This is a genomic window from Vibrio sp. 99-8-1 (assembly GCF_013114595.1).
GTDB lineage: Bacteria > Pseudomonadota > Gammaproteobacteria > Enterobacterales > Vibrionaceae > Vibrio.
In genome coordinates, this window is the sequence record NZ_VTXE01000014.1 from 121,448 (window position 1) to 127,464 (window position 6,017).

Here is a 6,017-nt window from a genome sequence, read left to right on the forward strand (position 1 = left end):
TGTCAATTTGGTAAATTTCAATTTTGTTGAACGAAACTATTTTTATAGAGCGAAACTAAAAAACCCCCGGAAAATTATTTCCCGAGGGTCTGAATCTGTTCACTTGATTTCACCTCCGGGATTGTTGTCTCCCGGATATGCGCACATCTCCCGAAAGACTACTCAGGATGATGATGATGAATGTTTGATAATATTCTACGCATAATGTCTTAACTCCGTTTACTTGCTAACCACACTAGCGAAGCTTGCTTCAATTTTCAACATAAAAATTCAGTTTTTTTAAAACTATTACCGAATAGCATCCCCAATAGTGTGTATGGCCAATATGCGCTCAACCGTTCTAATCAGACAATTAATCCAATCAGCGTATGGGAATCATCAACTCAGTTAGATCATTTCAGCGGGCATCACTGTGGGGGCAAAAATAGAGACGTTTACACACTAGCTATCATTGTAGTTCTTGCTTTCAGGATGCAAAACTAAAACAGGAGCCAATAGGCTCCTGTTTTAGTTTCAGCAATAGCGATTTATAGCCTAGAGCTTATTAAACGCTTTGTACTTGACTACGCTGTGATTTCGCTATTGAAGCCATCACAAAACATGCCACAACAAATGCCACTGCTGAAGCAACAAACGCAGAAGTAATTGAAGCAGTAAGTCCAAGTACGACATAACCAATACACGAAATTAATGCCACAATTAAGGCATAAGGTAGCTGAGTAGCAACGTGATCGATATGGTTACACTTAGCACCAGTAGATGACAATATGGTGGTATCTGAAATTGGAGAACAGTGATCACCAAATACAGAACCGGCTAATACCGCACCTAACATTGGTAGCATCAAAGCAATATCTGTTGCTCCGGCCATGTCTCCGGCAATAGGTAACATAATTCCAAATGTTCCCCAAGATGTTCCGGTAGAAAATGCCATTAAACCTGATAGCAAAAATAAAATAACAGGTAACCATTGAGGGCTAATATTACCTTGAGCAAGAGATGATAAATAAGCACCCGTTTTCATGTCACCTATTACTGAACCAATTGACCATGCAAATACTAGAATAAGAATTGCACCAAACATAGATTTAGCACCAATCCAAATAGTTTTACTTATATCGCTAGTTGGTAATTTTTGTTTTATAACGGTAAATAGAGCAGATAAAACCCCTACTAAACCACCATAAACAAGAGACTTACCTACATCGGTATTCTCAAATGCACCAAGCACACTAAAATCGATATTATCAGAAGCCAATGCTTGACCACCTGTATATATCATAGAAGCGACGGTAGCTATAATTAAAAATACAATTGGAAGAACAAGATCAGATACTTTACCTGTTTGGCTTTCAATAATATCCAGCTCTTCATTTAAATCGCGAGCACCTTTATCATCTTGCAATGAGTTATCTTCATCACCATTTAATGCATCTAACTCATGTTTACGCATTGGTCCAATATCTAATTGGAACCACGCCACGGCAAAAACCATTAATAGTGCAAATAGTGCATAGAAGTTCATTGGCACTAAACGTAAATAGGCACCCAGTGCAGTATATTCATTAACTCCATGGGTAACTAAAATACCACTTATAATTGTCATAATATAAGCGCCCCAACTAGAAGCAGGCATCAATACGCACATTGGAGCAGCAGTTGAGTCTAGAATATACGCAAGCTTTGCGCGGGAGACATTATATCTATCCGTTACAGGACGCGAAATCGCACCGACCGCAAGACTATTAAAATAGTCATCAACAAATATAAATACGCCAAGGAAAGCCGCCAATAATTTAGAGCCTCTTCGGTTCTTAACTTTAACTTGAGCCCAAGCTGCGAACGCTCTTGTGCCTCCAGATAAAGTTAATAATGCCGTCATCATTCCTAACAACAATAAAAAGGCAACAATACTCATATTCCAAGTATTTATTCCACCATCTTCAATAAACACACCTTTTACGGTTGTTATGATATAGGTGATGGTTTTTCCAATAGAGTAATCAGCTAACAAAAACGCGCCAACAACAATACCAATACCAAGAGAAAGCAACACTCTACGAGTTAGGATAGCTAGGCCTAGGGCCATTATAGGGGGTAACAATGAAAGGGGGGATGTAGCAAATTCTATTAAATTCATGATCTTCTTAAACCAATTGGTTAGAGATCTACTGCAGACATATTACATATACACATGCAATATTCTAATAAATAAGTAAAAGATACTAATTGCACCTTCTAACCTACAGTAGCGCTCCATAGTTAACAACAAATATACTATGGCAGTGTTGTATCTATTTGACACAACCCCAGCAAACAGCTTTGATATGCATATTCACTTCGGCAAAAACTCCTTTCACTACTATTCATTGGCATCACCCCAATAGTAACTACTGATAGTTCTTGCACCTCTACTTCAATTACTCTTTGAAATTGCTAGATTATTCAACAATCTCTCTAGTAACTGACTTACGGCTTGCATAATTCTACGGATTTAGGCGTTTTTTGCAACATAAAAATCCATAGACTGACAGAAAAAAGAGACTATAGCTTAGTTTTTACTCAACTATCGAGATATGAATCCGTTAATAATATTAATTTCATCACTAAACATTTTGATAATTGCAATTTCAATATCGTGTTAATAAATTTATATCTACCAGCTATACAATAGCTTTATCAATATAAATTCCCATAAATAATCTATTAATTTCACTATTTTTGTTTGTAATATAAAATTACACTGTTATTATTATAAGCGTTTAATAATGTCAAATGGGATAAATCATGTCAGAACTAACAAAAACACTGCTCAATATTCGCAGTCTGCGTGCATTTGCTCGCGAATTAACTTTTGAACAATTAGAAGAAGCTCTAGAAAAACTAACTCTTGTTGTGGAAGAACGCCGTGAAGCAGCAGAAGAAGAACTTGTAGCGAATCAAGCTCGTGAAGCTAAACTTGCTGAATATGCTCAAATGATTGCTAAAGATGGTATCGATGTTGAAGATCTAATTTCAGCACTATCTGGTGAAGCAAAAACTAAGACTCGCAAGAAGCGTGAACCACGCCCTGCTAAATATAAGTATGTAGATACAACTGGCGAAGAGAAAACATGGACAGGTCAAGGTAGAACTCCTTCCGCCATTCAATCTCAACTAGATGCCGGCAAATCTTTAGATGATTTCTTAATCTAAGATAAATTGAATATAAAAAAGAGCTCTTAATGAGCTCTTTTTTTATATCTAGTAGTAAGGTTAATATCAATCGTATTAATAACCAAGTCAAATATATAATTGACTAGAGAAACTACCTCTCCCAATATGCCTCTTCTAAGCTATCTTCTTTCTCAGGTAATCCACGAGACAGACGAGGAGAGTGCTGTACCAACACTTCATAACTAGAACGGTTTGCATATTTACACACTTGAGAGAATGATGAGTAAGTCAAATAAGCATTTTGGTGCTTACTAGAATTAGGCACATTTTCTTTATGGTATTTATTGGCTGCCATATCGTGCAACAGAGCGGATAAAGCCGCGTCCCCTGCTCCGTTAGTATTTTTAATTTTCTCTGGCCCACCCATATACGGCGCAATATGAGAATATATTTTAATCGGTGTCTCACACGACGCCCTTGTCGCTGGACGACTAAACTCGTATTGATTGAACTCAGCAATAGCACCAGGAAGCAATGGCAGTGATGTCACTCTTTTCGCGCTATCTTCGGTATAACCTGCCATAAACAAGCCAACCGGTCCAGCTGTACATAGCACCATATCAACCCAGTCCAGAGCTTTGTCTGACGCCAATAGAGGGTCACTCTCTCCCGTTAAGGCTTCAGCTTCTTCTTCATTCATTGCCACAACAGAGATGTTGTCGCTTAGGAACGCTTGCCAAAATTCTGGATCATCTTGAATGACAAATTTGGTGCCTAACGTTAATACCACTGGCACGTCATATTTCTTAGCATACTCGATCGCCTGCATAGTGGCTTGGGGCATGGTGTCGTCTTCGTTACATCGAACCAAATAGGCTGTTAATACTAATGCTGAAGCAGTCGCAAAAATGGATTCGGGTATGCTCTCTGGTTTAAGCTTGTTCATCTGCCCTGCACTAATCGCAAATGTTCTTTCACCATCGTCGGATATCAACGCAAAACAGCGACCAATTGCGCCTTCAACACCCTGCAAATAGTTCAAATCCATACGGCTAGAGGTGTTGCAGATGTAGCGGTAACCATAACTACCGATTTCAATGCTTTTGCTCATCACTCCTAGCAAGGTAGATCTATCATCAGCCAGCACAGAGTAGTTATGTAAGGTATTTCCAATGGTTCCACCGGCAAATTCATTGGTAATCAACTCTTCTCGTTTAAGGTGTTGATAAAGAGCTTCTGCTGTTTGGTCATCAATAACTAAAGAGTGTCCCTTACTCAAACCATATTTTTCAATAAACTGGTCACTAACACGGGCTTCAATATCCACTAGTGTCTGATCAATACCAATGATATGCGTGCGCGCCATTTTTTTACTTGTTTGAGTCTGAGTAACCAATGGATCACGAGCATGGACGGGAAAATAGTGCTTAGATTTACGCTGACCGGGAAATTTCATAGAAGCTATCTGCTAGGTAGTAATTAAAAGGTTAATTTTAGCTGCGTGGGTTAATAACAGCAACATAGAAGCAAATAGCAAACGGTTGCTCAATAAAATAACAACGAATATAAAAAGAAAAAGACCAGATACAGTAATATCTGGTCTCCTAAATAAATAGCGATTAAACGAGTCTTTACTCTTGGTCAATCATCCATTTACGGAATTCTTTACGCTCAGCTTTGGTCGCTTTGCTATACCAAAGTTTAAGCTGGGTTGTTGCGTCACCACTGATTTCTACTTTACCAGTTTCAGATACGGTTACAGCGGCTTCTTTAACCACACCAGTTCCATTATCGGCAGTTGATAAAATAACACCTTGCGACACATTGTAATCGCGAATGACTTGCTCTATATCCCCGTAAGGAAAGAAACCTTCCTTACCAGGCAGTAATTCAACATCTACAGACTTAGATCTACCATTCGTTTCAATTTTCCAATCTACGTCATCATTTTTAAAGGCATTTTCTGCGTGACTATAGTTAAAGAAGTGTTTATGGCTTAGCTCAAGCTTATCTGAGCTGCTCTTAATATCTACTTCAAAAATATAAGGTTTCGAATTGAGTAATCGTTTTTCTTTACCATCATCAAGATTGGCGATAAATTCTACTACGAACTGATTACTTCCAACAGAAAGCGACTGAAGAGCCTCTTTTTCTACTTCCTTACCATTCAGAGCCATTATATGGGTATCTTTAGGTAGTTCTAAGGTTGCGGCAGTAGCCATACTAGACGCAAGCAGCACACCACAAGCTGCAATCATTTTTAGAGCCATTTGCTCTCCTCAATTTTTCTTAACTAATAATAACTATAAGAGCAATGATACCATTGCAACCACCAGATATGACCTCTATAACAGTAAAAAATTCATTTTAGTTCTAACTGTTACAAAATAGACATTCATAAAGTAAATAATCCACCTGCAGAGCCGGTGGCTTTGACTGGCCTCCTATAAGGAGGCTTATTTAACTATCGAGCTCTAACAACATCTGGCGCTCTTCTTCTTCCTTTCCTACTTTGTCTTGGTGTCGCACATATCGTCTAATGACTTCTTCGTTCATTCCGACTGAATCCACAAAGTGCCCTCTCTGCCAAAAACGATTACCCCAAAGTTTCTTCTTTCGTAAATATGGAAACTTATTAAATAGCTTAATCGCTGTTCGCCCTTTCACAAAACCCACATATTTTGAAACACTTAAACTAGGTGGCAGCCTCACAACTAGGTGGATATGATCTATCTGCACATTTAGTTCTACTACCTAACAGCCCTTCATATTGCTGTAAACATATATGCATCGACACACTTCTTTACCTACATTTCCTTTAAGTATTTTATGCCTATATTTGGGCGTCCAAACTATGTGAT

4 protein-coding genes, 1 pseudogene, 1 riboswitch and 1 other annotated feature are annotated in these 6,017 nt (G+C 38.3%); of the genes and pseudogenes, 1 reads left to right on the forward strand and 4 read right to left on the reverse strand.

Annotation, left to right across the window (positions count from 1 at the left end; translation table 11 throughout):
• Positions 1–54: 54 nt before the first annotated feature.
• Positions 55–183, reverse strand: a sequence feature (His leader region).
• Positions 184–544: 361 nt separating this feature from the next.
• On the reverse strand, positions 545–2,140 hold the full coding sequence (locus F0227_RS09990) for a Na+/H+ antiporter NhaC family protein (RefSeq protein WP_171753049.1): 1,596 nt from the start codon (positions 2,138–2,140) through the stop codon (positions 545–547).
• A 101-nt stretch (positions 2,141–2,241) separates the two neighbouring features.
• A riboswitch (Lysine riboswitch) is annotated at positions 2,242–2,422 on the reverse strand.
• A gap of 365 nt (positions 2,423–2,787) precedes the next feature.
• On the opposite strand from F0227_RS09990, the gene F0227_RS09995 reads away from it, so the two are divergent.
• The gene (locus tag F0227_RS09995; protein ID WP_171753050.1) at positions 2,788–3,195 is read left to right on the forward strand and encodes an H-NS family nucleoid-associated regulatory protein; all 408 of its coding nucleotides are present in this window, start codon (positions 2,788–2,790) and stop codon (positions 3,193–3,195) included.
• A gap of 112 nt (positions 3,196–3,307) precedes the next feature.
• Here F0227_RS09995 and F0227_RS10000 read toward each other — a convergent pair whose 3' ends face one another.
• The 3 genes and pseudogenes from F0227_RS10000 to tnpA form a co-directional block, all read right to left on the reverse strand.
• Positions 3,308–4,612: an inosine/guanosine kinase gene (locus tag F0227_RS10000; protein WP_171753051.1), complete on the reverse strand. Its 1,305-nt coding sequence runs from the start codon at positions 4,610–4,612 to the stop codon at positions 3,308–3,310.
• Between the two features lie 175 nt (positions 4,613–4,787).
• Positions 4,788–5,426 carry a DUF2057 family protein gene (locus F0227_RS10005; protein ID WP_171753052.1) on the reverse strand — a complete coding sequence of 213 codons (639 nt, stop codon included), beginning with the start codon at positions 5,424–5,426 and terminating at the stop codon, positions 4,788–4,790.
• A 190-nt stretch (positions 5,427–5,616) separates the two neighbouring features.
• Positions 5,617–6,017: pseudogene (gene tnpA / locus F0227_RS10010) on the reverse strand (IS200/IS605 family transposase); the annotation flags it as partial.

Excerpts from the sequence above, each read along its gene's own strand:
- F0227_RS09990 (WP_171753049.1), bottom strand. The coding sequence starts at position 2,140 with ATGAATTTAATAGAATTTGCTACATCCCCCCTTTCATTGTTACCCCCT.
- F0227_RS09995 (WP_171753050.1), top strand. The coding sequence starts at position 2,788 with ATGTCAGAACTAACAAAAACACTGCTCAATATTCGCAGTCTGCGTGCA.
- F0227_RS10000 (WP_171753051.1), bottom strand. The coding sequence starts at position 4,612 with ATGAAATTTCCCGGTCAGCGTAAATCTAAGCACTATTTTCCCGTCCAT.
- F0227_RS10005 (WP_171753052.1), bottom strand. The coding sequence starts at position 5,426 with ATGGCTCTAAAAATGATTGCAGCTTGTGGTGTGCTGCTTGCGTCTAGT.